We start from the raw sequence: 25,925 nt of genomic DNA, 5'->3' as shown, positions 1-25,925 counted from the left end.
GTATTTATGAAGAAAATTTTGATAACAATGTCGGCAATGTTTATCGGTGGAGCGGAGAGAAGTTTAATAGGTTTGTTAAACAGTATCGATTACCGAGAGTATACTGTCGATCTTTTTCTATATAGACATGAAGGAGAATTTTTACACTACATTCCGGAAGATGTGGAACTGTTACCCCTTGTAGATAAATATACGACTTTTGACAGGCCGATTAAAGACATACTAAAAAGTAAATTATGGTTTTATGGTGTGTTGAGACTTTTAGCCAAGACAGAAATAACGTTTCGGAGTAAAATAAAAAAACAAGAAATGCCTGTGTGGCCTCAAATGCAGGTGATTTCGAAATATATAACTCCATTTTTGCCGAATATTGAAGGAAAATATGATTTGGCAATTAACTTTATTGGAATCCATGATGTGCTGGGAAAAAAAATAAATGCAAAGTGTAAAGCAGGTTGGATTCATACGGATTATATGATTCAAAAACCCATTAAACAATTAGATTTAAAGACATATGCTCAAATTGATAAAATTGTTAATGTGTCAGAAGAATGTAAAGTGGTTTTTGATAAGTTTTATCCCCAACTGAAAAATAAAAGCAATTGTATTGAGAATATTTTATCAGCAAATTTTATTATAAATCAGGCTGTTCAGGAAGTGATTGATATGCCTGAGAGGAATGATGGAGAAGTGATTTTATGCTCTGTTGGAAGGTTCTGCGAAGCTAAAAATTTTGATAATGTGCCTAAGATTGCAAAGAGAATAACGAAAAAAGGCATTCAAATTAAGTGGATACTAATTGGTTTTGGTACCGATGAAAAGATAATAAGAGAGAGTATTAAAGAAACGGAGATGGAAGAAACCGTTTTCGTTCTTGGAAAAAAGGAAAACCCTTATCCTTATATAAAAAAATGTGATATTTATGTTCAACCGTCAAGATATGAAGGTAAAGCGGTTACTGTAAGAGAGGCACAGATTCTAAATAAACCAGTTGTAATTACTGATTTTTCAACCGCTAACAGTCAATTAAAGGATGGATATGATGGTCTGATCGTACCAATGGATTTAGAACAATGCGCGGAGAAACTAGCTGAATTTATATTAAATAAAGATAAACAAAAAGTATTTGTTGAAAATACAAAAAGAGAAGATTATACAAATTCTAAGGAGATAGAAAAATTGTACAGGTTAATGGAGGAGTAGCATGCAAGATAAAGTGATACCAAAGATTATTCACTATTGTTGGTTTGGGGGAAAAGAAAAGCCTGATAATGTAAAAAAATGCATACAATCCTGGAAAGAAAAACTACCTGGTTATCAGTTTATAGAATGGAATGAAGATAATTTTGAATTTGCTGCGATTCCATATTCAAAAGAAGCGTATGCAGCTAAAAAATATGCTTTTGTAAGTGATGTTGCGCGGATACAAGGATTACTAAAATTTGGTGGAATCTATATGGATACAGATGTAGAAGTGTTAAAAGATTTTGAACCTCTTTTAGAACATGAATGCATTCTGGGTTTTGAGGAGAAAAATTTTGTGGCTACCAGTTTGATGGGGGCGGTAAAGGAGCATCCCTTATTTAAAGAATTTGCCGATATTTATAAAGGTTTGCGTTTCATAGATGAAGATGGAAACATAAATACGGAAACAAATGTAAAAAAATTAACGGAAATGCTAAAGAAGCAAGGATTAAAGTGTGATAATCAAATGCAGGTTCTGAGAGGTGGGATAACCGTTTTTCCACAGGAGTATTTTTCTCCATACGATTACATAAATTGCTACTATAAAATTACAGAAAACAGCTTTTGTGTTCATCATTTTTTTGTATCATGGATGCCGTGGGGAACAAAGCTAAAAAAGAACATAAAAAAAATAGCTGTAAAAACCATTGGGCCGGATAGGATGAATCATTTTCGAGAGAGGTTCATGCGATGAAAAAAAAGATACTATTTGCTGTTGAAAGTTTAGCAGGGGGAGGAGCGGAGAAGATTCTTACTACTATCGTAAGAAATCTAGATCACGAAAAGTATGAGATAACCGTTTTGACGGTCGTAGAGTCAGGTTTTTTTTTAGAAGATATAAAAAAATACTCCCGGATTATTTCAATGCTGCCTGATTACAATTTATTAAGTGATGGATTTTCGAAACTAAGATATAAGTTGAATTATAGAAGAATTTATTCGAAAGATATCAAGACGGTATATGCTAAATTTATTAAAGAAATATACGATGTGGAAATTGCGTTTATTGAAGGATTTGCGACAAAATTGATTGCAGCCTCTCCAAATCAAAGTTCAAAAAAGTATGCGTGGGTGCATACTGATATGATCTGTAATCCACATGCAGACAGAGTTTATGCCTCTATGGATGAACAAAAACAAGCATATCGTACTTACCATAATATATTTACGGTTTCCAAACAAGTGTCAGATGCATTTAAAAATAAATTTGGGAATGAATATACAGTAGAAGTACAGTACAATCCTGTTGATTCTAAAGAGATTAATAAAATGGCAAAGCAAGCTTGTGATTATCAATACAATTTATCTCCCAGATTGATTACGTGCGGCCGATTAGAGAAAGAAAAGGGATATGATCGATTACTGGAAGCAATTCGGGATTTAGTGAGAGATCAGCAATGTGAATTAGAACTATGGATTTTGGGCAAAGGATCTGAGAGAAAAGAGTTAGAGAAATATATTATTGATAATAAGCTTGAGACATATGTGAAAGTTTTGGGCTTTCAGAGCAATCCATATTGTTTTATGAAGAGGGCAGATATATTTGTTTGTTCTTCAAGAGCCGAGGGCTTCAGCACAGTTGCGACAGAGGCTCTGATTTTAGATACACCTGTCATCACAACTGAGTGTGCAGGCATGAGAGATCTATTCGGAGAAAGTAACTGTGGAATGATAGTGCCTAACACGAAAGAGGGGATTCGGGATGCCCTTGAAGCAATTATAAGAAAACCTGAATTAATACAAAAATATAAGATAGGTGCCCAAAACAGGGCAAAAGATTTTTCAATTGAGAAAAGAATGAGGGAAATAGAGGACTTATTGGATGCCTAAGAAAAAAATACTTTTTATTGTAAACGGTTTGTATGGTGGAGGGGCTGAAAAGGTTTTCCAGACACTAATGAATCATCTGCCAACAGAGTTTTATGATGTAACGGTCTATTCTTTACATGAGGAAAAGATAGATAAAAAGATATATTATTCAAACTTTCATTATTGTTATATTTATAGCAATGTGGAAGAAAAAAAGTTGTTATCGAAAATACTTCTGAAAATGCGTAATAGATGGATTAATTGGATTTATAAGATGGGTTCATCAAGTTGTTTCTATAAGCTTATGATTAGAGGAAAGTATGATGTAGAAGTAGCATTTATTGAAGGATATGCAACACGGATCGTTGCAGGCTCCAGCAATCAATATAGTAAGAAAGTAGCGTGGATTCATATTGATTTAGAGGCTAACCCTTGGACTTCAATTGCTTTTAAAAACAGTGAGGAGGAAAGGGGATGTTATGATAGATATGATAAAATTGAGTGTGTTTCATGCAGTGTAAAAGAATCCTTTGTTAAAAAGTATGGAAGCAGTCTAAAGGCACATATACAATATAATCCTGTAGATGATAGTGAAATATTAGAAAGATCTAAGGATGCATGCAAATGGAACCCTAAAAAAGGAAATATATTATTTGTAACAGTTGGACGTCTGGAAAAACAAAAGGGGTATGACAGACTGTTGGAGATTGCTCTGGAACTTAGGAAAACACACGATAGGTTTGAAATCTGGATTTTGGGAAAAGGACAAGAACAGCAGAGAATGGAAGATTACATTCAGGAGAATGATTTAGAGCAAAATGTTAAACTGCTAGGCTTTCAAGATAACCCTTATAAGTTTATGAAAAAGGCGGATGCCTTTATTTGTTCTTCAAGAGCAGAAGGATTCAGTACTGTGGCTACAGAGGCTATTATATTAGGACTTCCGGTAATTACTACAGAATGTGCTGGTATGAGGGAATTGTTTGGAGACAAACAATGTGGAATTATATGTGATAATAATATACATGCGTTACTTAGAACTTTGAAATATGTTATCAATAATCCTGAAATATTAATTAGCTTTAAGAAGGAGGCGATTATGCGGGCATCCTATTTTAAATTGGAGAACCGTATGAAGGAGGTAATTAAAATATTTGATGAGTGAATTAATTAGTATAATTATTCCGGTGTATAACTCGGAAAAATATTTGGAAAAGTGTCTGGATTCCGTAATTATGCAAACATACAGTAATATAGAAATTATTATAATAAATGATGGGTCCACAGATAAAAGTGGTGGGATTTGCGAATTGTATGAAAAGCAGGACTCCAGGATTAAAGTATGTCATATTTCAAATGGTGGTGTATCAAACGCCAGAAACTTGGGGATACAGATTTGTAAAGGACAATATATCTGTTTTGTAGATAGCGATGATACAATAAAGAATAATTATATTGAAGAACTTTATCGAGATTTGGTTTTCAAAAAAAGTGATTTATCTATATGTGGTGTGGAAGTAAAAGGAAAGCATGCAGCAGATCTAAAAAGCAGATTTAAAGAAATAAAATTAAATAAGAACTATATTGAGGAGTTTTTAGAGCTAAATAAGTCTTATCTTTTGTATGGTCCTTGCAATAAAATATATAAAACAACCGTTATTAAAAGTAATCATATTTTGTTTGATGTTACAACTTCTTATGGGGAAGATCTGTTGTTTAATTTTCAGTATTTAAGTCATATAGAGAAGATATCCTACACTGACAACACAAATTATTTCTACATAAAGCAAAATGAGAAATCTTTATCCAGTGTATTTAGAGATGACGCTTTTGAAAACGAAAAAAGAATTAACAAAATAATTTTTAGGTTTTTACAGGAAAGGCAAATGTTATCGCTGGAAGCAGAAAACTATTTAAGCGATCGTATTCTAGATGTGGCATATAATCAGGTTCTTTATTGGGGAATAGTGAAAAAAAAGTATTCTGAAATAAAGAAAGTATTAGGGGATAGTTTAACAATAAATGCACTGGCGAAATATAAATGTGGAGCTTATTCTTCTAAAGTAATATGGTTGATGAAAAGAAGATATATTTTCATTCTTATTGTTTATATAAGACTATATTATGTGAAAAGTAATCATATTGGCAATTAAAATAGTAATAACTGAATTTGTTGGCAATCTGGCTAAGATTGTTAAAAGTTATGATGATTTTCTGGAAGAGAAAAAAATATTATTTGGCAAAAGTAATATATTTGATGAAAGTTATAGAATAGGAAATATTGATAAAAAGAAAAAGGAAGAGATGAAACAAATGCTGAAGAGAAGGACTGGGTTTATCAAATAAAGTATTTGCATGGAGGACATACAAATGGGAAGATTGATAATGTATCCTCATGGTGGGAGTGGCAATCATGGATGCGAGGCGATTATTCGTGGAACCTTGAAAATATTAAATTTTTTCGATGAAAAGTATCTTTTCTCATCATCTGTTGAGGAAGATGAACAATGGGAAATTGATAAGATATGCAAAATATGTAAACAGACAGAACCTATCAAAAAAGCATCTTTAGGATATTTCATGGCTGTTATTAAGCGTTATGTATTTAAAGATATGGAATCATATGATAGAGTTGCATATAGAAAAATATTTTCCTTAGCTAAAGGATCAGTTGCGCTTTCCATAGGGGGAGACAACTATTGCTATGGAGTTCCAAAGCATATCTACTTTATGAATAAATACATATATAAACAAAACGCTAAGCTTGTATTATGGGGATGTTCGGTGGAACCAACTGCGATAGATAGGGAGATGGCAGAGGATCTAAGAAAATATCAATTGATTGTTGCAAGAGAGTCAATTACGTATCACGCACTGAAAGATGTGAATAGTAATACGATACTATGTCCGGACCCAGCATTCTTTTTAGATAGAATAAATTTGCCGTTGCCCAAGAATTTTATAGAAAATAATATGGTTGGTATTAATATAAGCCCTCTAATAATAAAAAAAGAAAAGACGAAGGGTATAACACTCGAAAATTATTTTCAACTGATTGATTACATTTTAGATAACACAAAAATGGGAGTCACTTTAATCCCTCATGTGTGTTGGCAATATAATGACGATAGGAAACCTCTTAACATTCTTTATGAAAGATACAAGGACACAGGGAGAGTAGTGATTCTTGACGAGCATAATTGTATGGAAATGAAAGGGTTCATTGCGCGTTGCCGTTTTTTTGTGGGAGCGCGGACTCATGCAACGATTGCCGCCTATTCATCGTGCGTACCAACCCTGGTCGTAGGCTATTCAGTAAAAGCCCGGGGGATTGCAAGGGATCTTTTTGGGACAGAAGAGAATTATGTATGTCCTGTTCAAAGTTTATCAAGAAGTGATGAGTTAATAGATCATTTTAAGTGGGTCCTAGATAGAGAAAAAGAAATTCGTTCTCATTTGGAAGCGACTATACCAGAATACTGTAAAAGAATTTCTTTAGCTGTAGAAGGAGTCAGAAAGTTGGTGTAAATAGAAAATGTTAAGAATTATTCTAGTTGTATTAGGAATTATAGCTTATATAGTTTTTGCTATAGATCTCTGGATGAACATAAAAACATGGGTAGCTAGAATCAAAATTGGTCGTTGGAATGAATCAGAAAAGTGGTTTAATGCAGTTGAGAAGATTGCAGAGAAATGGATTAATCGTACCCCTATTGTAAAAAAAACAGATCAAAACAGATATGTTTTAATAGATATGATGAGACGTAACTATAAAAGCAATACGATACAGTCATGGCAGATAGGAGGTTTGTATCTTGGCTTGACAGAGGCAAATGCGGATAATGTGCAGAAATATGAAAAGCTTTTTATTAATGAAAATGGCATGTGGACAAAGGAACCGGAGGAGATTGACCAGGGGATTCTGGCATATGGAATTCTAAGAAGCACAACAGATATTAAAAGAGTACGTCCTGCAATGGATCGGATGTATCAATTGATTTGTAAGAGAAAAGCAAAAGAAGACGGGTGTGTCCAGTACCGAGAATATGTCCCTCAGTTGCGTTTCGTAGATACAATAGGTTTTATATGTCCCTTTCTTGCGCTTTATGGGAAAACTTATGACAGGCCAGAAGCTGTGGATCTGGCAATCCATCAAATAAAGGAGTACTATAAAAAAGGCTTACATAATGAAACATTAGTGCCCGCACATGCAATTAGTATTGAGCTGAATTTCCCTTTGGGAATTTATGGATGGGGAAGAGGCGTTGCCTGGTTTATGTTAGGGATTTTAGATATGTGGAAAGAACTGGATATAGGTCATTCTGAATATCAGAATATATGTCTTATGATAAAGGATTTTGCGGATAAAATGAAATTGTACCAGAACACAGATGGAAATTATTTTTCCAGATTTGGTACAATTTCAAGAATTGATAGTTCTATTACTGCAGTGGCTGCTTATTTTTATAAAAAGTGTGGGGAAATTTTTGATAACACAGAATATAAAAATATTTCCCATAATTGCTGCATTGCATTGATGAAAAATACTAGAAGATCCGGTAAGATAGACTTTTCACAAGGAGATACAAAAGGTATCGGGATATATTCAGAGGTATTTGATATTTTGCCATTTACACAGGGGATGGCATTAAGGAGCAGATAGATAAAATGCAAGATGATTCCAGAACAGCAAACTCAATAAAAAATATTATTACAGGTTTTACGGGACAAGCAGTACAAATGCTTTTGGGGTTTGTTAGTCGTATGGTATTCGTACGTTGCCTTTCACAAGACTATTTAGGAGTAAATGGTTTATTTACCAACATTCTTTCTATGCTGTCGTTAGCGGAATTAGGGATAGGAACAGCTATTGTATATGCACTTTATAAACCGTTAGCGGATAAGGATGAAGAAAAATTAGCATCATTGATGCATGTATATTCTATAGCTTATCGAAGTATAGGAATTATTGTGGCTGTATTTGGCTTATGTTTAATCCCATTCTTAAAATTTTTTATTGCTGACCCACCTGATATACAGGAGAGTCTTGTTGTTATTTATTGCCTTTACTTATTCAACACAGCATCTTCATATTTTTTTACATATAAGACTTCAATATTAAATGCAGATCAGAAAAATTATATAGTTGTTGGTACAAGCTATATAGTTACCGTTATACAAACCGTTGCGCAAATTATAATACTACTTAATACCAGGAATTATTTATTATACTTATTATGTCAGATTTTGTTTGGGCTAACTTACAATTTTATTATTTCTTGGATAGCTGATAAACGTTATCCATATATTCGAAAAAAATCCCCGAAGCCTTTAGATAATACGACAAAAAAAGGTCTTTTGGAAAATATAAGAGCTTTGATAATAATAAAATTAAGTGGAGTTTTAGTAAACAGTACAGATAATATTATAATATCAGCAATCAGTGGACTAGCTACCACAGGTATCAATTCTAACTATACATTGTTAACGAATACCTTAAACTCTATACTTAACCAGATATTTAGTGGCATTACTGCAAGTGTTGGTAATTTAAATGCAACTGAAAAAATTGAAAGAAAGATTGAAATGTTTAATATTTTAAATCTCTTTAATTTTTGGATGTATAGCTGGAGTGCTGTTACATTTATTATTTTGGCAGGAGATATAGTGAAAATTTGTTTCGGGGACTCATATGTGCTTCCCCCTTCATTGTCAGTTATTATAGCATTAAACTACTATACGGTAGGAATGCAAAATACTGTATGGACGTATAAAAATACCATGGGCCTTTACAAGTATGGGAAATTTATGGTTCTTGTGACCGGAATTCTTAATATTTTATTGTCTATTTTATTTGGAAAGAGATGGGGCTTGTTTGGGATTCTATTTGCCACTCTAGTCTCAAGAGCCTTAACAAATCTTTGGTATGATCCATATGCAGTATATAAACACGGTTTATTTATTTCTCCTATTAGATATTTGAAAAAGTATTTAAAGTATTTATTTATTGCTGCAGGAATGCTGGTATTAACCTGGGGAGCGTGTTCCATTGCTCCGGGAGAAGGTATCATTACGTTTATAATAAAATTAATTATATGTATATGTATTCCTAATTTTATGCTGGCTATTTTATTTAGAAAAAGTAAGGAGTTTAATTATATACGCCAAAAAGTAAAAAACATAATTACTCGGAAAATATAAAAAGTAGATTTATAGCTTTGGCTGCTAGAAGATAGAAAAAGATTTAGCAAATGATTACTGGAAGCGCTGAATATAGCTATTACAAGTAAGCGCTTACTTTTTAGACGATGGTTGAATATTTGATGATAAATAAAGAATCCTTTTATTATAGAATCAAGGAATAAATAGTCTGGACAAAATTATTGTTGAAAACGAAACTAATTGAGGTGAGTTAATGGATCATAAAGAAAAGAACCGAAATATTTTACATACAATTATACTTATAATTTTACTCATAGCAATATTAGTCGGCGGTTACACTCTGATCCAAATGGTACAAAAATATAACCCCCAAAGTTCCCACCTAAATGAGTCATCCAATATCGAAGAACCATCAGAAACTTTAGATGATACAAATCCATCCACAGACACGAACCAAACCACCCCACCAGAATCCACAGAACTGGCAGAATACCCCGTCTACTACGCAAACACCGAAGCGGAAATCTTCGCATCCCCTAATCCAGAAGGCGAGATCATCGGTACGCTCTACCTCCACGAGCCAGTCCGGGTCATGGAGGAGGTAGAAAATAATGCCTGGGGCAAAATCCGTATGAATGGAGGAGAGTACGGTTATGTTCCCATGTACCAGCTCTCACAAGAGATTCTTAAAGAGGTGGATGAATCACAAACATACTGGGAATACTCCCGTACGGGCTTGGAAATCCAGATTAATAAGTATGCTGAGGATAACCTTGTGTATTGGGTAGCGGATGTCTATACGGAGAATCCGGAAAAGGACCTCAACACCGCCTGGGCTGGCGGCAGCTATGAGGCCTCCTATAATCAGAGAAATAAGACAAGCCAGTTGGCTTATGATAACAATGCTATTTTTGCGGTTAACGGCGATTCTGCCGGGGCCAGAAAGAGCGGGAGTGAATTTGAAAATCCCATTATTATAAGAAACGGCATTCTGTATCATGAGGATGAGAGGGATATTGGAGAGATGTGTGCGCTGAAAAAGGATGGCGAGCTGGTGATTTTCCGGCCCGGTGAATTGGGAAGTGCACAGGAGATGATTGATGCAGGGGTGACGGATACCTGGTGGTTTGACTGCACTCTTTTGAAAAATGGTGAGATCCCGAACAGCTTGATAGAAGTGGAGGGAAGTCTGGAGAAAGCACCCTATACAGCTATCGGACAAAAGGACAAGAATCACTTTCTTTTTATTGTGGTCGATGGGCGCGGAAGCAATGGCAGTGAGGGTGTGACTTACACTGGAATGGCGCGTCTGATGCAGCGCTACGGAGCAGTGACTGCGTATGAACTGGACGGCGGCGGAAGCTCCACGATCTATTTTGATGGGATGGTGCTGAATAAACCTTCAGATGGGTCTCAGCGCGCAATCAGTGATATTATTTATGTAGCCAGATAACAGAAATGACTTTCATATATGAAGGTGTCCACGTTAGCAGATATGTCCGTTTACGATCAGAAGGAGGAAGTTCAGTCATAGCAAAAAAAGCTTGGAGTATTCTTGGTATATGTATAGCGGCGGTTTTGACCGGAACGATAACATCTGTAATATGTTCTTATACATGTCTAAAAGAAACATATTTCCAGATAGACTCTTACAAAATTGCCAAACCTATTCGTCTGGTTGTTCTGGCTGACTTACATAACCATGAGTTCGGAAAAAATAATCAAAAACTGATAAAAAGAGTGAGAGAACAAAAGCCTGATTTGGTTTTAATGGTTGGAGATATCCTGGATGCAGAGGCAGAGGATGACTCTGCAGCAGTAAATTTAGTAGAGACGTTGAGTAGTGTAGCGCCAGTCTGCTTTGCGCTTGGCAATCAGGAAATAGAATTTATGAAAGAGCATAAAGACTTCCTCTCTCATTTGGAGAAAGCAGGAGGATTTGTGCTGGAAAAAAGTTATCAGGATATACAGGTTGGATCTTCTACTCTGCGTATTGGCGGAATGTATGGTTATGCATTTCAGACAGAAGAGGGAGCAATGGGGTTGGGAGATGAAGAAAGATTTGAATTTCTTAAGGATTTTACAAATACAGATAATTATCAGATTCTACTATTCCACCGCCCGGAAAGCTTTGTGCTGGGAAATGCTTCAAAACTTTGGAAACCGGATATGGTAGTTTCTGCGCATATACACGGTGGACAGGTAGTCTTGCCGTTTGTAGGCGGAATCTATGGCGCAGAGCTTGGATGGTTTCCTGAATATACTTACGGGAGATACCGTCTGGAAGATACCGATCTATTTATTACCAGAGGGCTCGGTTCCGGAAGGGAAGCATTGCCAAGGTTTAACAATATACCAGAGATTATGGTTGTGGATTTACAGTGATGATTATGGCAATGGAATAAGATTTTTTCTAAAAGAGCAAGAAATACAGTATTGTACTTACAAAAATAAGAAAATTTGAAAAAATGGAAAAAGTTGTGACAGACGCGTGACTTGGTATAGTTATACTATACACATCAGTAGTGTAGGAATTTTAACATGTAACGAGGCAGAATGACATGAAAAATGTAAAACAAAACAAAAAACCAGATAAAAGGTTTTTAGTAATGGCCCTAATCGTTCTAGCGGTTATTTTGGGGATTCTTGCTTTTATATTTTTACGGACACCTCCAAAAGAGCAGGAAACAGAAAAAGCGTCAGATTCTAAAACAATTGTAGCTGAAAATGAATATAATGGACCGAGCACGGATGTGGAAACTGGAAGTATACCAGGTTTTCAGACATCGGAAGAAGACCAGGGAGGCTACAGTGAACCGGATACAAATGATTCATTGCCGGATGAGACGACTCAAACAGAGGCCATAACAGAAGCAGAGACAATACTAGCCGGGGAATCAAATGAAGTAGAGAACGGGCTTCAGATACCATATTCCATACCGGACACCTTATTGGAGATTCAACAGATAGGCAAATACAGCGGCCCGTTTCTGGAGGATGGGAGTGATGAACCTCAGACTGCCGTCACAGCTATACTGGTAAAGAATAATTCCGGGAAGGATACCCAGTATGCTGAGATTGTCTTTAAGGTAAACGCTTCAGAGACAGCGGAGTTTACATTGTCAACGATTCCAGCAGGAGCCAGCGTACTAGTGATGGAGAAAAACAAAAGGCCGTACAGTGAATCTGACACATATGATTTTCAAGAGGTAGCCTATGTTGAAATGGATTCTCCTGATCTGCTGGAAGATAAGATAAAAGTAACAGGCAAGAATGGTATACTGGCAGTGGAGAATCTTACGGAAGAAAATCTTGGTATGGTTTATGTAAGGTATAAATACTTTTTTACGGATGGAACTTATCAAGGTGGAATTACATATGAAACAAAGTTTGATAGCGTGGGGCCAAACGCAGTAGTAGAAAAGGATGCGCCGCACTATTCAGCTGACACCAGTAAAATACTGATGGTTGGATATGTTCAGGAAGAGTGAGAGAGTAATTAGATTAGTTGGAACATAGAGAATGTAGAATAGGAAAGAAGATAGGAGGAGTCAAAATGAACAGAAGCAAAAAATTTTTAGCGATGTTTCTGGCGTTGGCAATGATTTTTACAGCTATACCAATGAATGCGCTGGCGGCGGAAGTTGATGTGACGGACCAAGCCGAGACAATTTTGGAGGAAGAGGGAGAAAAAAGTACCGAAGATGTGTCTGAGGGAGAGTCTGAGGAGCTGATTACCGACTCGGAAGAATCAGAGACAACGGATGTGTCAGAAGAGGCTTTGACGGAGGAACAACAGGAAGAACTGTTATCCAATGATACAGAAGATATAGGAACCAGGGCGCAGGCCAGAGCTGGTGAACTAAATACTTATACTAAAATAACGAATGGTTTTAGTAATACAGTGAAGTACATGATAGTTTATACAAATTATAGTAATAGAAGCTGGGCGCTTTGCTGGGATGGAAACAAATACACGGGGATAGAGGTGTCGCCTGGCAGTAACGGAACACTAAAAGTAGATGCAGAGTTAGGTGATAAAATTCTGTTCAGGAATATTAACAATGGCAATATAACCAGTTGTTTTGATGACAGGGTGCTAAAAGGTAAATCAAATTACGATTTGACGTCAAATCCTGGATACAATTATGGATATTTAAGACGTATACAAAGTTATAACAATAGTCAAAACATTCAAGTGGATGGTGAGTATGGTAGTTCTAAATATCTGCAATATGATAACAACAGAAAAACTTGGAAGTTTAATACCTCAAACGGAATCATTTCTTTTTACGCACGAGAGGCCAAAATAACTTATAATTATTATGTTGATGGAGAAGTCTACAGTACAAACTCAGAGACAGTTCCTGCTCAAGAAAATTACAGGATATCCATACCTAATGAATTAAGTTCTATGGAATTCCAGAAGATGAGTATCAATGGAACTGAGTATACGAGTAAACAGACTCTTATAAACATTTCAGGTGATACAGTAATAAATTATTATTTCAAAGCTCCTGAGAAACGGAGTCTTACCATAGAATTTTATCAGGACGATAAGATGATTTCTGGATATCCTAAGGACGTAGAAGTATATAGTGGTGTTGCATACAAGGTCACTGCGCCGGATACCGTAAAGAATATGGTGTTTAGTAAACGGGTATTAAATGGTAATACAACTACAAGAGAGGATTTTTCAGTTACAATATCCAAAGATTCGAAGGTTCAATTTTACTATATTAATATGAGCAACAATAATAAGGAAGCGGATGAAAAACTGTACCCGGATGATACTTCCGGTACAAATGATTATCCGAACTATCCAGAACAAGGATCTGTAAACATTAGTAAGACAGCGTCGGGGGACGATTTTAATGGCAGCGGTGTTGCAGAAGTTGCTTTGGGTGTAACTGGTGTTCCAATTAAAAAGGGCGTTGATATAGTAATTGTATTTGATACTTCTAACAGTATGAATGAAAATATCTCTGGTACAAGGATAACGAAACTTGCAAGCGCAAAATCAGCAGCGGAAACATTTGTTAAAAAGGTGTTTGAAAACAACCCGGATGGCTCTAGATCCAACAATAGAGTTGGCCTTGTGACCTTTGGTGATTTTGGGGAGAGAATATATGGTTTAAAGAATGCCAATGGTCAAAGCTACTTGGTTAATTCAATTAATAAACTAAAAGCAAGTGGCGGAACAAATTACGATGAGGCTTTTAGTCAGGCAGAATTTGTATTAAGCGATGCAGATGAAGAACGTGATAAAATGGTAGTATTTATGACAGACGGTGCACCATGGAAGTATAATGGATATGAGGCTCAGTCATACCAAGGTTATTTAACGAATGCTTATAAGAAAAATGTATTAAATTATACACTGAAAAATGCAGACAGTGTAAAAGCAATGAAAAATACTTCGGTTTATACTATAGGGTTCGGGATGTCTCAGGGAAACAGTCCTTTGCAAGGAGTTGTTGGCTTTGAAGGGGCTGAGTGTACAAAGATTCTGCGTGATAATGTAGCATCTCCCGGCAAGCATGTGGATGCTGAAAATGATACAGATCTCCAAAATGCATTTAACAGAATTGCAGACCAGGTACGGAAGTCTGCCACAGAAGCTGTAGTTTCGGATACTTTAGGAGAGGATTTTACACTCCAAACCTCTGAGGTGACTTCTAAAACACCGGGAGCAGGCACTTATTTACCTACTATTAAACTTACTCAGTATGACACTTATACCCGTAATGATATCGGATCGACAATGCCGGATGGGACAGTGATTACAGAGAAGGAAGTTGGTATGCATAAGGGAACTTACACAGTTTTAGAAACAGTTACCTTTAATGCATCAGGAACCCGTGCAACTTCTGATATCAAAGGTTCTGTAATGGACGGTTATGGAAATATTAACGCGGAATACTTTACGTATAATAAGGCAACGTCCACCTTTACCTGGAATATCGGCACCATTACGGAAAAAGAGATAGTGCTCAGTTATTATGTATATCTCAAAAATTCAATACGTGAAAATGTTCCAGACAGCGAGCGTCCGGTTGAAGGCTTATACGATACAAACAAGAATGCCGTATTGGAGTATAAAAATTATTTAGACCATCCGTGCAAGCAGACATTTGAAAAACCCAAGATGCCATGGGGAACTGCTGTTGTAAACTATCAGTACTATCTGGTGAATGAGAGCGGTGAACCGGTAAACCCGGCAGGGGAAGTAGTTCCGCCCACATTCAGATATCATGTGGGAGATACGAAGCAATATAAGATCCCATGGAATAATAACATAGCTGAAGGAACAATCTATGCAAGAAATGATGTACCTGATGGATATGAGCTATTTGAAGAAAGCGCATCTTATACAGTGCAGGCGGTAAGCTCCGGTACTGGAAGCTATCAGACTACAGGCAGAACGACCTACGTTTACAAGGCAGACGCTGCCTGCGTAAACACAGGAGTGGCATTTGCAGTAGTATATGACCCGAAGATTGTAGAGGATACGGTCGTCCTGGATTATGGAAAGAAAGTAAACATCGACGTTACAGCCAATGACAGCATGATCGGTGCTCAACTGGATTCTATTTCTAAAGTTATCTCAGATACAGCAGTACTTGGAACAGAAAGTTATGAGCATAAGGAGAATAGTTTTGCTGCAAACGCGGACTTAACAAATGGAACAGGGGCTGTTGTTCAGCTCGAAAATAAGAAAGTGATTCAGTATATACCGACCAAGATGATGAATAGTATTGATACCTTTTACTATGCATCTTCAATTGAGGGCAACAAGGTAGTTGATACTATTTCCGTACCTACAACCTACTACAGATATCAGAAGGTAAAGGTAATACCTGCTACGACAGTATACTATGAGGACAGCTTTGCAGGAGAAAACAATAAAGATCAAACAGCCGGTATCGTTTTTAATGGAAATTGGGAAACAAAAAGGGAAGGATCTTCAACCGGAAGTACTCAGGATAACGGCACGGTAGCAAAAGATGAACATCCGTACGGATATGACAGCAGCTACACTGAGGATGCGAAATTGAGCGGCGGTTCTGCAAAGGTTCTGACACTCAGCGGCAAGGATACAGATACCGAGGGTGTAGATGCGGTCTTTACCTTTAAAGGAACCGGATTTGATCTGATCAGCAGAACAGATACAGAGAGCTGTACAGTCGGTATCAGGGTGAAAAATGAAAAAGGAGAGGTAGTTAAGAAGCCTTTTGTCAATGCTGTTTACCAATCAGGATGCTTGTACCAGATTCCATTGATTCGGGTAAGCGATTTGGAATATGGCACTTATACAGTAGAAATTAATGTGATGAATATCCAAGATACAAAGGGTACCTTTTATCTGGATGGGATTCGAATCTACAATCCTTTAGGAACCAATGAGAAGGATGGCGGCGAGGATTTCACAGTCGCAGATAAAAAGTACAATGAGGATAAAGAAGCCAATGCGGTCATTACAGAGGTGCGGAATCTTATTCTGAGTGCAAGTGAAATTCCCGGGGAAAACCCGGAGGATTCAGAGGCAAAGGTTGATGGAGCCTTATTTGTGGATGTTAAAGGAGAGACGGCGAAAGTTTCTGACTACTTATTTGAAGGTCCCAACAATGAGCTTTATTTGGCGGCTGGTCAGAGCATTGCGTTTGAGATGAGCGCAGATGCAAATCCCCAAACCATACAGATTGGTGCCAGAATTGCAGATGGGAAGAATGCAGAGATAACCGTTGGAAGTCAGAATTATAAATCAAAGAGAATTTCTCTGAGAAGCGGCGTGGATATGTATTACGATATCACAAATTATGTATCTTTGAGCAGAGGAAGTGCCAAAATTGTAATCACAAATACTTCCGGTGGAATTGTTTCGATAACGAATCTAAAAGTGACTTATAATAATACGGAGCAACCCATCAACGATGTACGCTTCAGTGTGTCTCCAAACCTTGTAAGCAGAGCGCTGGAATTAACTGAAATGAGGCTAAATGGGGGAGATGCAGAAGAATCCTTTACTGTGACATTTAAAGATGGAGCGAGAGAAGAAATACAGACGGTACCAAGCGGTGAGGCCGCAGTTGCGCCAAACTGGACGAAGGAAGGCTATACACTGAGCTGGGATAAAGCCTTTGATCATGTCACCTCAAATTTAATTATTAACGCCGTGTGGACCGCAATTGATATGCCAGTAAAAGAGTACACGGTTACCTTTAAAGAAGACGGCGCTGTAGTCAGGACGGAAAAGGTTTCTCAAGGAAAGGCGGCAACTGCCCCTGTTTTGAGCAAAAAAGGATATGTACTCTCATGGGATAAGGCATTTACCAATGTCACCTCAGACCTTACAGTCAATGCAGTATGGACTGCAGGTAAGTATACTTTGAGTTTCAACGGAAATGGAGGAAAAGTGTCCGGCGGAGCTAAGACGGTAATCTATGGCTCTAAATGCGGAACATTACCGAAAGCTTCCAGAAAAGGATATACCTTTGAAGGATGGTATACAAAGGCATCCGGAGGCAGCCAGATCAGTGCGGATACAACCTTTGGAAATGACTCGAACACTACTGTATATGCCCGTTGGAAGAAAGTAAAGGTTTCAAGAGCTGTGGTGAAGAAGGTCTCAAACGTCAAAGGCAGGAAAATGGCTGTGACTGTAAAGAAGGCTTCCGGAGCAGATGGGTATTATATTGAGTATTCAACAAGCAAAAAGTTTACGAAGAAAACAACTAAGAGGACTTCAGTAAAGGCAACCAGCAAATCAACGGTTAAAAAGACGATCGGGAAGTTGAAGAAGGGGAAGAAATATTATGTAAGAGTAAAAGCTTACAAACTGGATTCAACAGGTAAAAAGGTGTATGGTAAAGACAGCAAAGCAAAAACAGTTACAGTAAAGAAATAGAATTCAGAAAGGAGTAAAAATATGAAAAAATATGAAAAGCCAATGGTAATAATTGAAGATTACTCCGTGTCTGAGTTTATTGCCAAGAATTCATGTGAATCACGTGTAAACTTTAGAGAAGGGATGGGAGGCTGTACCTTCAACTATAGTGGTATAAACTTATTTACAAACTCCCTAAGTGAATGTGCGTTTTCAGTGGATCAAAATGATGCATTCAATGGTGTATGCTATCACGGACCAAGCGGTTCCAATAATTTCTTTTCTTCCTAGAGGAAGAGAGGGTATCAAAACGGTAGATATGGCCATGCCTCTGTGCATGGTCATATTTGCTAAATAGAAAGATAACAGGTGAAAATATGGACTTTGATCTTTACTTTGGTAAAGTACACTTACATGTGAATGCTGACTTTTTTCAGGGTTTCATGTCAGATAAGATGGCTTTATTTGCCCACCCGGTTGATAAAAAGAAAGCGTTTCATTCTGTACAGTATCGAGTGAAGCTGGAGAAATTTATAGTGCCGGATTCGGCCAAAGTAGTATGGCGGGATGAAGATATGAGGGTTCTGGAAAAGTCTGGATGTACGTGGCGTGTTTTTCGTTATCTGGGGGAATCAGAGGATTATGCGGTTGTAAAAGATGCGGGAAAGAATGAGATTGCATGTTATATTATGCCCGGAAAAGAAAAATATTTTCCATCAACGTTTCATCTGCAGCCGCTATTACTATTAGACTCCGTTTTAATCAGAAATGGAGCATTTATACTCCACGCAGCAAATGTGATTTGGAAAGGGAAAAGCATACTGTTCTTTGGACCTTCCGGGATAGGAAAAAGCACCCAGGCCAGGCTGTGGGAGCATTATGAGCATGCAGAGATTATAAACGGCGATCGGACATTGATTCAGAAAGAACAGGAACATTATAATTCCTATGGGATTTCCTGGTGTGGTTCTTCTGATATCTGTAAAAATAAAAAGGCAAAGCTGGGCGCATTAGTGTACCTAAAACAGGCAGAATATAATCAAATCACAGAGCTAAAGGGTATGGATGCATGCAAGGCTGTCATGAGTGAGGCTGTTATTTCATCGTGGAATTTGCGTGATAAAAATCTACTTCTGGATCAGGTTACAGGTTTGCTGGAACAAAGCAGTGTGTTACAATTGTCCTGTACTCCGGAAAGCTCAGCTACGGAGTGCCTGAAAAATTATTTGGAGGCGGATTGGTAATGGAGATAAATGCAGGGGAACCTAAGATTTTGAATTATTTACATGGTGTTGCAACAAAAAAGAAATTTCCGGTAAGCTGCAACTTTGAATTGACCCCACGCTGTAACATGAACTGTAAAATGTGCTATATAAGAAAGACAGAAAAAGAAATTTCTTCTACGGGGAAGAGAGAGCGGACCGCGCAGGAGTGGATCGATCTTGGAAGTCAGTGCCGGGATGCAGGAACTCTCTTTATTCTGCTGACAGGAGGGGAACCCTTTCTGCGACCGGATTTCAAAGAGATTTATATTGCCCTGCATGAGATGGGATTCATGCTCAGCATCAACTCAAATGCCACAATGATAGACGAAAAGATTACAAAATGGCTGAGAGAATATCCGCCTTATCGTATGAATGTGACGCTGTATGGTTCATCTAATGAAACGTATGCCCGTTTGTGTAACAATACAAAAGGATTTGACCAGGTGATGAATGGAATCCATCTTCTTAAAGACGTCGGTCTTTCGATCAAATTAAATGCCAGCCTTACTCCATATAATATACAGGATTTGAGGGAAATGTATGACATTGCTAAAAGAGAGAACTTATATATCCAAGCAAATACCTACATGTTTCCACCGATCCGCAAGGATGAAAGCTTGTTTGGATATGGAGACCGGTTTACTGCGCAGGAGGCAGCGGAATATGCTGTTTTCGTGGACCAGCTTAGGATGGATAAAGAAAGCTATAAAGAGTACGTGCGTGGAATCCATGAGGGCATATGCGCCAATCGGGACAGAGATGAGGAGTGCCTCCGTGATCAGGTGGAACCTCTGTGGTGCAGGGCCGGCAGAAGCACTTGTTGGATTAACTGGGATGGAATCATGACGCCCTGCGGACTTATGAACAGTCCTACGGCGGAACCATTCGAAGAGGGAATGCTCCCTGCATTTCGAAAGATAACCGTGGAGACGGAAAAAATCAGGATGCCTGCGAAATGTACTACCTGTAAAAACCGATTCCTATGTCATGTATGTGGTGCTTCTGTCCAGGCTGAGACAGGGGGATTTTTAAACGAACCAGAATATGTCTGTAAAATGACGGAAATGGTTGCAGAACAGGCAGAAATGTTATATGATCAGTTATATCAAGATGGAGATGAGATAAATGAAGATTAATAAAGCTTTTGTTGTAAGGAAAATTGGGGACGATTTTGTATTAGTACCTAAAGGGGATACCGCTTTAAGCTTTAATGGCTTGGTGTCATTAAACGAGGCAGGCGCTTTTTTATGGGGTAAACTTTCCGAAGAGGTTTCGGAGTCGGCACTGGTAGATATGTTTTTGGAGGAGTACGAGACGGACAGGGAGACAGCAGCAAAGGATGTAAGAGAGTTCTTGGAGAATCTGCGCTCTGCCGATCTGATTTCATGAAAAAGGTACCGGCAAAGGAACTGTTTCTGTTAGTCAAGGAAGCCGTTGATAATGGCCAGCAGTCTACCTTCCAGGTGACAGGTTCAAGTATGCTGCCCTTTCTGGGGGGATACAGGGACTATGTGACTGTCGAAAAGAGGGACTATACACTTCTCAGAAAAGGTGATGTTATCTTGTTTTATACCAAAGAAGGTAACTACATTTTGCATCGAATCTATCGGAAGGATCGGGATAAATGTCAGACTATGGGAGATGGAAACGATTTCTGGGACACAGCTATTGATCCGGATCAGATCATTGCATTAGTGGTATCTGTCAAAAGAAAGGGCAGACAAATTGACTGCAGAAGTTTTTCATGGCGTATATTCTCATGGATTTGGCGTAAATTATGGCATATAAGAGGGCCGCTTCTGAGACTGATGAGGAAGACCGCATATATAAAAAGTAAACGGATGAAATGAGTTCAGACTTGAATTAAACTTCTTATTTTCTATAAAATCGTTATTATTCTATAGAAAAAAGGGGTTATGTGACACGGATGTGATTAGAGAAGTTTATTATGTATCTATAGGAAGAAAATTATGGCAAACAATAACAAGAGTAGCAAAAAGACAATATGGTTAGTAGTTCTCTGTATAGCATTGACAGCATGTATTATCTGTGTTGCTGCAATAGGCTGGTATGTATGGAAACAGAGTACCGCAGGGGACGAATATGAAAATTTAAAGTCCGAGGTTTCACAGACTGAAACAGAGAACGAAAGTAAACCAACACTGGAAGAGATACAGGCAGCGGAGTTTGATGGCTGGACCGACGGTGAAGAACCTGAATTACCAGAAGGGGCCAAAACAGAATTGGAAGAAAATCCTATCAATTTTATGAAGCTGCAGGAAATCAACTCGGAGATCTATGCATGGATTGAGATTCCAAATACAAAAATTGACTATCCAGTGGCCCAGAGTAACAGTGATGACAGTTACTATCTGTCCCATAATATGTACGGGGAGCCTGAATTTGCGGGATGTATTTATACAGAGGCGAAAAACAGCAAAGACTTCTCGGATCCAATGACAGTAATGTATGGACATAACATGAGAAACGGTTCTATGTTCCAGAATCTGCATCTCTTTGCGGATAAGGATTTTTTTGAAAAGAATGAGTATGTTTATATTTATACTCCGGGACATAGATTTGTGTATCGCATTTTTGCATCACATGAATATGATGACCGGCATATTTTGAACTCTTTTAATTTTAAAGACAAAGATGTGTTCGGAAAATACATAGAGGATGTTTTTTCTGCCTACCAGGTTAGCGGAAATATCCGGTCCGATGTGGAAGTAACCGCAGAGGATAAGATTCTTACACTCAGCACATGCATAGGAGGTAAGACAAATTCAAGATACTTAGTTCAGGCGGTGTTGCAGGAAGATGACCAAACGAAATAAAAAAAAGAAACCAGTGCTTCAGGCAGATAACGAATTAAAGAAGCTTCAGGATGGATTGATACAGGAACTTTCCGAGTATCAGAATGAAAAAAATGAGAAGTTTCATGGAATTGATGCCAGAGAGGATGAGGACTCGAAGAGAAAGAAGATACATCCTTTAAAAATCCTGGTGGGTATTCTAATCGGTATTCTAATCCTGCTTACGATAGCAATAGCAACATTTTTTGTGATGAGATTTATGGGGAAAAGCTCACTCTTGTCGAAACCTCAGTCTGGTGTAGCGTTTTCGGCTCCCGAAAAATTAAAAAAAGAAGTAGCCGTGGATGAGACCGGAGGCGTTGTATATAAGGGACAGAAGTACCAATATAATGAGAATATAATCAATATTCTATGTATGGGTATCGATAAAGAGATTTTTAACGAAGCAGATTCCATAGCAGCCGGTGACAGCGGGCAGGCAGATACACTATTTTTGATTACAATGGATACAACAACGGGGAAGACCAAACTGCTCAGCATTTCCCGGGATTCGATGGTGGATGTAAATGTCTATACGCCAAAGGGGGAATATGTGAAAACAGACAACATGCAGATTTGTTTGGCATATGCCACAGGAGATGGAAAAGCTCTCAGCTGTGAAAATACAGCGCGTTCTGTTTCCAGATTGCTATATGGTGTACCGGTGAATGCGTACGCAGCCATTGATTTGACAGCAATTGGTATACTGAATGATGCGATTGGCGGAGTTGAGGTGGAAGTAATCGAAGACTTGTCACAGACAGATCCGGGACTCAAATTAGGAGAGAGGGTTAAGCTGTTAGGGCAGCAGGCGGAGACCTATGTAAGAACAAGGGATCGAAGCCATACAACGGGGGATGAGGCAGCAGAGTCGAACAGCAAACGTATGGAACGGCAGAAACAGTATATAACCTCTTTTATAGGTAAAACAATTTCCCAAACAAAACAGGATATTACCGTACCCATTACACTTTTTAATGTCGCTTCAAATTATATGGTTACGGATGTCACAGCACCTAAAGTTGCATATCTGGCCTCGCTAATCGTTGAGCATGGCTTTTCAGAGACAGATATACTTTCCGTACCGGGTAAGGCCAGCATGGGAGAGAGGTATGCAGAGTACCGTGTGGACCAAAAAGCCCTGTATGAATTGATATTAGAAACTTTTTATGTTAAGGAAGAGTAAAATAAAGCGAATGGAAGTCAGGAGGTAGTGAAAATGAAAAGAGTGAAATGGTTCGTATTTATATGTGCAATGTGTCTGATGGTGGCAATGTCAGTGACAGCTATCGCGGCAGAGAGTCCCGAGTGGCCCGATACACAGCCGTACGAAGATAATACGGAAGAGCCAACAGAGACAGAAACGGAGACAGAGAGCAACACAGTGAAGTTTCCGCCAAAGCAACCGTATCAGACAGAGCCTAACAGTGGAAATAGTAATGGCGGCAACGGAAACGGCGGTGGTACGACGGATATCAAAGTAAACAAATCAGATACTTCACCGAAAACCGGAGAGGTTACAGACATTATGTATCTGGTATTGGCAGCTTTAGCTTGCGGCGGTACAGCATTTATTGCCAAGAACCGTTTGACGACAGAAGAGTAAACAAGGCATCCCTCGTTATCAAACGAGGGATTTTTGCCGCTGGATTATGGAGAGATGATTTGAAGAAAATTTATGAGCAATTTTTTACAATTGTAGGAAATTTTACAGGGGATTGCTGTAAACCAATAGGGGATTTTTCCTGTAGTGATTGGCAGACACTTTTCGAAATATCATCCCAACAGAAATTGGAATGTGCGGTTTACGAAAGTGTGTACAACACACCTTCCTTTGAAGCGGCGGAAAAGCAACTGAGAGAAGAGTGGAAAACGCTGGTGAAAAGAAGGTATCTCTTTGAAGTGGGAAAGGTAGAACGTTTTTGGGATATTTATGAAACACTTACAGGCGCAGGGGTGCAGCCTCTGGTTCTAAAAGGGGTTGTCTGCCGTTTTCTATATTCAAAACCATATGCCAGGCCTTCAGGTGATGAAGATCTGCTAGTCAGAAAGGAAGATCTTAAAAAGTGTCATTTGGTATTAAAAGAGATGGGACTAAAACGAGCTTCTGACTCCGATGGCAATGTATTAAAATACATGGATGTCAGTACAGGACTTCAGATTGAAGTGCACAAAAGCCTCTTTGAGGAAACAGATAGTGTCGGCAGTTATTTTAATACTTGGTTTGAAAATGCTTTTAAAATGAGTGAGATGGTGGAAACAGATGGACATTCCATTATTACCATGGAACCGACATATCATCTTTTGTATTTGTTTGCGCATTGGATCAAACATTTTGTAGGGCCGGGGATCGGCATAAGGCAGATATGTGATATTTCTAAGTTTATAAACAAATGGGGAGAGTCCATAGATTGGGAAGTAATAGCAGAAAAAATGTGTGGCCAGAAATATGGTTTGCTCTGCGCAAATGTGATAGAGATAGGTATCCAGTATTTTCATATGGAAAGAGATAAGGTGGGGTATCCGGAAACCATGCTTGCGAAAGCAGAGCCGGAAGCACTTATGGTCGACTTGCTTAAGGCAGGGATTTATGGTTCCAGCAGCGTCAGCAGGCTTCATAGCAGTACAATTACTTTGGGCGCAGTGGAAGGCAATGGGAGTAAACTTCATATTATTTTTCCAGAGGCCAAGAGCCTGGAAAAAAGATATCCGTATTTGAAAAGATGCCCCTGGTTATTGCCCATAGCGTGGGTCAGCCGACTGCTTTCCTATGGAATAGAGGTAATAAAAAACAGGCGCGGCAGTAATTCACCCGGCGAGAGCATCGCCATTGGATCAGAGCGCGTGCGCCTGCTGAAAAAGTATAGGGTAATTAAATAGAATCTATTTGACAGTCACAGTTAAAGTTTCATTGGCTGATGACTGTTTTTCTATTTTACTGTTTATCGTGTATGTGAGTGTATAAGTACCAGGGGTAGAGGTATCTACTTCTCCCGTAACAATAACACTGTCAGATAAGCTGCTGCCGTCCTGGTCAATGGCTGTCTGAATATAGAGGATTGAGTTAAAGCTCTCACCCCGTTCGATGTTCACGGAGGACTTCGTTAAGAACAGGAGGGGCTTCGAAAGCTTAACCGGGATGCTGGTCTCCTCAGAGGCTGTGTCGCCGCGGCTGTTTTCAACAGAAAATGTGACGAGAAGACTCCGGGCATTGTCAGGGTCTGCCTTATAAGAAACTTCAACCGAGGAGGTAATATCGTTTCCAAAACCATCCTCCGCCAAAAGCAGCTCCCTGTCAGAGAGCACGCGCACCAATCGTGTCAGATCAGATTGGTTTATCTGGGGAAGTTCATCTGATAGTGAGATAACAGGCCCCTCATAGTCAGCGTAGGAGGCAGAGTCAGTGTTTCGTAAAGGTTCTGATTCGGTTGATATTATTTCTGTTGGGGTATCGGCAATGGACTCCAAAGTTTCAGATTCCTCGTACAAGAATGCAGTTTCCGGAAATTTGGGTTCGGTTGACGAAGGCAGGTCGGCAAGCCCGTAGTTGAAAAGGAAAAGCCAGATAAGGTTGGCGACAGCAATACAGGCCAACAGAACCTTGAATATTTTGACAACTACACGGCTTTTGCCGGCAAAGATGCCTGATAGTTTTCGTTTCATATGTAATTCTCCTGTCTAAACAATAAAATTTTGATTTCT

The 25,925-nt window shown here is 38.4% G+C and carries 23 protein-coding genes; 22 read left to right on the top strand and 1 reads right to left on the bottom strand.

The window, feature by feature from the left end:
• The first annotated feature begins 6 nt into the window (after positions 1–6).
• From AC0THY_RS17630 to AC0THY_RS17525, 22 genes are all read left to right on the top strand, one after another.
• On the top strand, positions 7–1,203 hold the full coding sequence (locus AC0THY_RS17630) for a glycosyltransferase (protein WP_489991904.1): 1,197 nt from the start codon (positions 7–9) through the stop codon (positions 1,201–1,203).
• A 1-nt stretch (position 1,204) separates the two neighbouring features.
• Positions 1,205–1,939, top strand: coding sequence for a glycosyltransferase family 32 protein (locus AC0THY_RS17625; RefSeq protein ID WP_489991903.1), 735 nt, complete (start codon positions 1,205–1,207; stop codon positions 1,937–1,939).
• Complete coding sequence (locus tag AC0THY_RS17620) at positions 1,936–3,075, top strand: glycosyltransferase (protein ID WP_489991902.1); 1,140 nt, start codon at positions 1,936–1,938, stop codon at positions 3,073–3,075. The genes AC0THY_RS17625 and AC0THY_RS17620 overlap by 4 nt, the downstream gene beginning before the upstream one ends.
• Positions 3,068–4,219, top strand: a complete 1,152-nt coding sequence (locus AC0THY_RS17615) for a glycosyltransferase (protein ID WP_489991901.1) — start codon at positions 3,068–3,070, stop codon at positions 4,217–4,219. The genes AC0THY_RS17620 and AC0THY_RS17615 overlap by 8 nt, the downstream gene beginning before the upstream one ends.
• Positions 4,212–5,207: a glycosyltransferase family 2 protein gene (locus AC0THY_RS17610; RefSeq protein ID WP_489994216.1), complete on the top strand. Its 996-nt coding sequence runs from the start codon at positions 4,212–4,214 to the stop codon at positions 5,205–5,207. Before AC0THY_RS17615 ends, AC0THY_RS17610 begins: the two co-directional genes overlap by 8 nt.
• Positions 5,197–5,400 (top strand): hypothetical protein, encoded by a 204-nt coding sequence (locus AC0THY_RS17605; RefSeq protein ID WP_489991900.1) that lies wholly within the window; start codon positions 5,197–5,199, stop codon positions 5,398–5,400. The genes AC0THY_RS17610 and AC0THY_RS17605 overlap by 11 nt, the downstream gene beginning before the upstream one ends.
• Before the next feature lie 24 nt (positions 5,401–5,424).
• Positions 5,425–6,582: a polysaccharide pyruvyl transferase family protein gene (locus AC0THY_RS17600; RefSeq protein ID WP_489991899.1), complete on the top strand. Its 1,158-nt coding sequence runs from the start codon at positions 5,425–5,427 to the stop codon at positions 6,580–6,582.
• A 7-nt stretch (positions 6,583–6,589) separates the two neighbouring features.
• Positions 6,590–7,717: a glycoside hydrolase family 88 protein gene (locus AC0THY_RS17595; protein ID WP_489991898.1), complete on the top strand. Its 1,128-nt coding sequence runs from the start codon at positions 6,590–6,592 to the stop codon at positions 7,715–7,717.
• Between the two features lie 5 nt (positions 7,718–7,722).
• Entirely contained in the window at positions 7,723–9,255 is a 1,533-nt protein-coding gene (locus AC0THY_RS17590; protein ID WP_489991897.1) for a lipopolysaccharide biosynthesis protein, read from the top strand.
• A 214-nt stretch (positions 9,256–9,469) separates the two neighbouring features.
• On the top strand, positions 9,470–10,669 hold the full coding sequence (locus AC0THY_RS17585; RefSeq protein ID WP_489991896.1) for a phosphodiester glycosidase family protein: 1,200 nt from the start codon (positions 9,470–9,472) through the stop codon (positions 10,667–10,669).
• 5 nt (positions 10,670–10,674) lie between these two features.
• A complete protein-coding gene (locus AC0THY_RS17580) occupies positions 10,675–11,601 on the top strand; it encodes a metallophosphoesterase (RefSeq protein ID WP_489991895.1) in 927 nt (308 codons plus the stop codon).
• A 176-nt stretch (positions 11,602–11,777) separates the two neighbouring features.
• Positions 11,778–12,707, top strand: coding sequence for a hypothetical protein (locus AC0THY_RS17575; RefSeq protein ID WP_489991894.1), 930 nt, complete (start codon positions 11,778–11,780; stop codon positions 12,705–12,707).
• Between the two features lie 65 nt (positions 12,708–12,772).
• A complete protein-coding gene (locus tag AC0THY_RS17570; RefSeq protein WP_489991893.1) occupies positions 12,773–18,124 on the top strand; it encodes an InlB B-repeat-containing protein in 5,352 nt (1,783 codons plus the stop codon).
• A 21-nt stretch (positions 18,125–18,145) separates the two neighbouring features.
• Positions 18,146–18,394, top strand: a complete 249-nt coding sequence (locus AC0THY_RS17565) for a hypothetical protein (RefSeq protein WP_489991892.1) — start codon at positions 18,146–18,148, stop codon at positions 18,392–18,394.
• Positions 18,395–18,546: 152 nt separating this feature from the next.
• Complete coding sequence (locus AC0THY_RS17560; RefSeq protein ID WP_489991891.1) at positions 18,547–19,347, top strand: hypothetical protein; 801 nt, start codon at positions 18,547–18,549, stop codon at positions 19,345–19,347.
• A complete protein-coding gene (locus tag AC0THY_RS17555; RefSeq protein ID WP_489991890.1) occupies positions 19,347–20,504 on the top strand; it encodes a radical SAM protein in 1,158 nt (385 codons plus the stop codon). Before AC0THY_RS17560 ends, AC0THY_RS17555 begins: the two co-directional genes overlap by 1 nt.
• A complete protein-coding gene (locus AC0THY_RS17550; protein WP_489991889.1) occupies positions 20,494–20,757 on the top strand; it encodes a PqqD family protein in 264 nt (87 codons plus the stop codon). Before AC0THY_RS17555 ends, AC0THY_RS17550 begins: the two co-directional genes overlap by 11 nt.
• A complete protein-coding gene (locus AC0THY_RS17545) occupies positions 20,754–21,218 on the top strand; it encodes a S24/S26 family peptidase (protein WP_489991888.1) in 465 nt (154 codons plus the stop codon). Before AC0THY_RS17550 ends, AC0THY_RS17545 begins: the two co-directional genes overlap by 4 nt.
• Before the next feature lie 120 nt (positions 21,219–21,338).
• Complete coding sequence (gene srtB / locus AC0THY_RS17540) at positions 21,339–22,205, top strand: class B sortase (protein WP_489991887.1); 867 nt, start codon at positions 21,339–21,341, stop codon at positions 22,203–22,205.
• Complete coding sequence (locus AC0THY_RS17535; RefSeq protein WP_489991886.1) at positions 22,189–23,409, top strand: LCP family protein; 1,221 nt, start codon at positions 22,189–22,191, stop codon at positions 23,407–23,409. The genes srtB and AC0THY_RS17535 overlap by 17 nt, the downstream gene beginning before the upstream one ends.
• Positions 23,410–23,442: 33 nt before the next feature.
• Complete coding sequence (locus tag AC0THY_RS17530; protein WP_489991885.1) at positions 23,443–23,829, top strand: hypothetical protein; 387 nt, start codon at positions 23,443–23,445, stop codon at positions 23,827–23,829.
• Between the two features lie 59 nt (positions 23,830–23,888).
• Positions 23,889–25,103, top strand: a complete 1,215-nt coding sequence (locus AC0THY_RS17525) for a nucleotidyltransferase domain-containing protein (RefSeq protein WP_489991884.1) — start codon at positions 23,889–23,891, stop codon at positions 25,101–25,103.
• A gap of 3 nt (positions 25,104–25,106) precedes the next feature.
• On the opposite strand, the gene AC0THY_RS17520 is transcribed toward AC0THY_RS17525, so the two are convergent.
• Complete coding sequence (locus AC0THY_RS17520; RefSeq protein WP_489991883.1) at positions 25,107–25,886, bottom strand: immunoglobulin-like domain-containing protein; 780 nt, start codon at positions 25,884–25,886, stop codon at positions 25,107–25,109.
• Between the last annotated feature and the right edge of the window lie 39 nt (positions 25,887–25,925).

The organism is Ruminococcus sp. 8Y-12 (assembly GCF_058119865.1).
The sequence above is the reverse complement of the archived record's forward strand: the minus strand, read 5'-3'. Positions and strand labels throughout refer to the sequence as shown.

What these genes read in the sequence shown, in the direction of transcription:
- AC0THY_RS17630 (WP_489991904.1), top strand. Translation starts at nt 7, where the DNA reads ATGAAGAAAATTTTGATAACAATGTCGGCAATGTTTATCGGTGGAGCG.
- AC0THY_RS17625 (WP_489991903.1), top strand. Translation starts at nt 1,205, where the DNA reads ATGCAAGATAAAGTGATACCAAAGATTATTCACTATTGTTGGTTTGGG.
- AC0THY_RS17620 (WP_489991902.1), top strand. Translation starts at nt 1,936, where the DNA reads ATGAAAAAAAAGATACTATTTGCTGTTGAAAGTTTAGCAGGGGGAGGA.
- AC0THY_RS17615 (WP_489991901.1), top strand. Translation starts at nt 3,068, where the DNA reads ATGCCTAAGAAAAAAATACTTTTTATTGTAAACGGTTTGTATGGTGGA.
- AC0THY_RS17610 (WP_489994216.1), top strand. Translation starts at nt 4,212, where the DNA reads ATGAGTGAATTAATTAGTATAATTATTCCGGTGTATAACTCGGAAAAA.
- AC0THY_RS17600 (WP_489991899.1), top strand. Translation starts at nt 5,425, where the DNA reads ATGGGAAGATTGATAATGTATCCTCATGGTGGGAGTGGCAATCATGGA.
- AC0THY_RS17595 (WP_489991898.1), top strand. Translation starts at nt 6,590, where the DNA reads ATGTTAAGAATTATTCTAGTTGTATTAGGAATTATAGCTTATATAGTT.
- AC0THY_RS17590 (WP_489991897.1), top strand. Translation starts at nt 7,723, where the DNA reads ATGCAAGATGATTCCAGAACAGCAAACTCAATAAAAAATATTATTACA.
- AC0THY_RS17585 (WP_489991896.1), top strand. Translation starts at nt 9,470, where the DNA reads ATGGATCATAAAGAAAAGAACCGAAATATTTTACATACAATTATACTT.
- AC0THY_RS17580 (WP_489991895.1), top strand. Translation starts at nt 10,675, where the DNA reads ATGACTTTCATATATGAAGGTGTCCACGTTAGCAGATATGTCCGTTTA.
- AC0THY_RS17575 (WP_489991894.1), top strand. Translation starts at nt 11,778, where the DNA reads ATGAAAAATGTAAAACAAAACAAAAAACCAGATAAAAGGTTTTTAGTA.
- AC0THY_RS17570 (WP_489991893.1), top strand. Translation starts at nt 12,773, where the DNA reads ATGAACAGAAGCAAAAAATTTTTAGCGATGTTTCTGGCGTTGGCAATG.
- AC0THY_RS17565 (WP_489991892.1), top strand. Translation starts at nt 18,146, where the DNA reads ATGAAAAAATATGAAAAGCCAATGGTAATAATTGAAGATTACTCCGTG.
- AC0THY_RS17560 (WP_489991891.1), top strand. Translation starts at nt 18,547, where the DNA reads ATGTCAGATAAGATGGCTTTATTTGCCCACCCGGTTGATAAAAAGAAA.
- AC0THY_RS17555 (WP_489991890.1), top strand. Translation starts at nt 19,347, where the DNA reads ATGGAGATAAATGCAGGGGAACCTAAGATTTTGAATTATTTACATGGT.
- AC0THY_RS17550 (WP_489991889.1), top strand. Translation starts at nt 20,494, where the DNA reads ATGAAGATTAATAAAGCTTTTGTTGTAAGGAAAATTGGGGACGATTTT.
- AC0THY_RS17545 (WP_489991888.1), top strand. Translation starts at nt 20,754, where the DNA reads ATGAAAAAGGTACCGGCAAAGGAACTGTTTCTGTTAGTCAAGGAAGCC.
- srtB (WP_489991887.1), top strand. Translation starts at nt 21,339, where the DNA reads ATGGCAAACAATAACAAGAGTAGCAAAAAGACAATATGGTTAGTAGTT.
- AC0THY_RS17535 (WP_489991886.1), top strand. Translation starts at nt 22,189, where the DNA reads ATGACCAAACGAAATAAAAAAAAGAAACCAGTGCTTCAGGCAGATAAC.
- AC0THY_RS17530 (WP_489991885.1), top strand. Translation starts at nt 23,443, where the DNA reads ATGAAAAGAGTGAAATGGTTCGTATTTATATGTGCAATGTGTCTGATG.
- AC0THY_RS17520 (WP_489991883.1), bottom strand. Translation starts at nt 25,886, where the DNA reads ATGAAACGAAAACTATCAGGCATCTTTGCCGGCAAAAGCCGTGTAGTT.